Annotated in this window: 4 protein-coding genes; 1 reads left to right on the top strand and 3 read right to left on the bottom strand. The window is 57.9% G+C overall.

Features of this window, described 5'->3' with window-relative positions; all coding sequences use genetic code 11:
- The 3 genes from V7080_RS14310 to V7080_RS14300 all read right to left on the bottom strand — a co-directional run.
- A partial coding sequence (locus V7080_RS14310) for an ATP-binding cassette domain-containing protein (protein ID WP_334189068.1) occupies positions 1-182 on the bottom strand: 182 nt, incomplete at its 3' end.
- Positions 182-1,072: a putative selenate ABC transporter substrate-binding protein gene (locus V7080_RS14305; RefSeq protein WP_334189067.1), complete on the bottom strand. Its 891-nt coding sequence runs from the start codon at positions 1,070-1,072 to the stop codon at positions 182-184. The genes V7080_RS14305 and V7080_RS14310, both read right to left, overlap by 1 nt.
- Positions 1,073-1,103: 31 nt before the next feature.
- On the bottom strand, positions 1,104-1,274 hold the full coding sequence (locus V7080_RS14300; protein WP_334189066.1) for a hypothetical protein: 171 nt from the start codon (positions 1,272-1,274) through the stop codon (positions 1,104-1,106).
- Positions 1,275-1,435: 161 nt separating this feature from the next.
- Between V7080_RS14300 and V7080_RS14295 the strand changes: the two genes are divergently transcribed.
- Positions 1,436-1,708, top strand: a complete 273-nt coding sequence (locus V7080_RS14295; protein ID WP_334189065.1) for a hypothetical protein — start codon at positions 1,436-1,438, stop codon at positions 1,706-1,708.
- Position 1,709: the final 1 nt, after the last annotated feature.

The following is a 1,709-nucleotide window of genomic DNA, read 5'->3' as shown; positions in this document are numbered from 1 at the left end:
CCGCCGTGCGGCCGGTGGGCGCAGGCCAGCGTGTGCAGAAGCGTCGTCTTGCCGGCGCCGGACGGGCCGACCAGCGCGACGTGTTCACCCGCCGCGATCGACAGCGTCATGTCCGACAGCGCGACGGGCGCTGCCGCAGTGGCGTGATGGCGCACCGCGACGCCTTCGAGGCGAAAGCTCATTACTTGAGCAATCCGGCCTGCCGGGCGGCCTTTTCAATCGCCTCGTAATTTTCCGCCTTGGTGGGAATGAAGCGGGTTGCCCGTTGAAGCTCCAGGATTTCCTTGCCTTTCGGATCGGCTTTATCGAGCGCGAGGAAGGCATCGGTAATCTTCTTTCGCAATGCCGGATCCATGTCCGAGCGCACCGTCCAGTTGTAATCGAAATACCCCGGCGTGGTGTAAAAGACGCTGACTGCGCTCGGATCGATCTTGCGCTCGGCCACCAGCTTTTCCCATACCGACGCGTTCAGCGCGCCGGCATCGACCTTGCCGCCCGCGACTGCCGCCGCCGTCGCGTCGTGCGCGCCGGAAAACGCCACGCGTTTCATGTCGCTATCCGGGTTGATCTTGGCTGCGAGCAGATAAAAGCGCGGCATCAGGTGACCGGATGTCGACGACTCCGACCCGAAGGTGAAGGTTTTCCCCTTCAGGTCGTCGAGGCGGGTGATCGATTTGTCGCTGGTGATGAACACCGACTTGAAGCGTTCATCTTCTTCCCGCTGCACCAGCGGTGTCACCTTGCCGTTGCTTCGCATCTTTGCCTGCACGAAGGTAAAGCCGCCGAACCAGACCATGTCCAGCTTGTTGCTCACCAGGCCTTCGACCGACGCTGCGTAATCGGTGACGGGAATGAATTCCACCTTCATGCCGGTCTTCTGTTCAAGATAAGCGCCGAGCGGCTTGAATTTGCGCTGCAGTTCGGTCGGGGCTTCGTCCGGGATGGCGGAGACGCGCAAGACTTGCTGTGCATGCACCAGGCTCGCGGCCGATAGCAATGCTGCAAGGACGCCGAAGCTGAGAAAGGAGGCGAGGGAAGAGCGGCTGGATGAGAGGCAAGATAAGCGGAGCATGTGTAAACCTTTTTATTGTTTGCAACTGGATTCAGGATGATGACAAAGCGGTATGAACAAGATATTCGAAGAACCGCAGAACAGCCGCGCATGATAACAAACCGGCCAGCACATCCGTCGGGAAGTCGATCGCCGTGTGCAGAATCGGCGTCATCGGCGGGTTGAAAAATGTGTATGCGGCAGGAACTTGAATGAACAACATCTACGAATGACAATCTTGTTGCGCACAGCAAAATATTTTTACTTTTATGTTCATTAAAACCTTGAACGCTCATAGGCACCGGCGCTAAAGTTGTCTTCATTCGCACGCGCACATTTGCAGCGACAACATTTCGGACATCACCAATTTTTTTAGGAACAATCATGCAAGTGAAGTTGGCACACAAAGACGAATCCGCCTGGGACAAGGGCGATCTGGCATACGATCTTGGCGATACGCTGGAGATGGGTCCAGTCAAGGCGGCACGCGAAGGCATTCGCCCCGGTTGCAATGGATATGCCGCATTCCTCACTGCTTTTGCGCGCCGGGTGCGGAGCCAGAAAGTGTCGCCTCGCAAGATGCCCACGCAACCGGACAGCGCACAGGGCGGTTCGGCAGTCGTGCTGACACCGGACTTCGCGCGCATCGGTTCCTGAT

This window comes from Noviherbaspirillum sp. (genome assembly GCF_036846085.1).
Taxonomy (GTDB): Bacteria; Pseudomonadota; Gammaproteobacteria; order Burkholderiales; family Burkholderiaceae_D; genus Noviherbaspirillum.
This window is presented reverse-complemented; position numbering and strand designations above follow the sequence as displayed.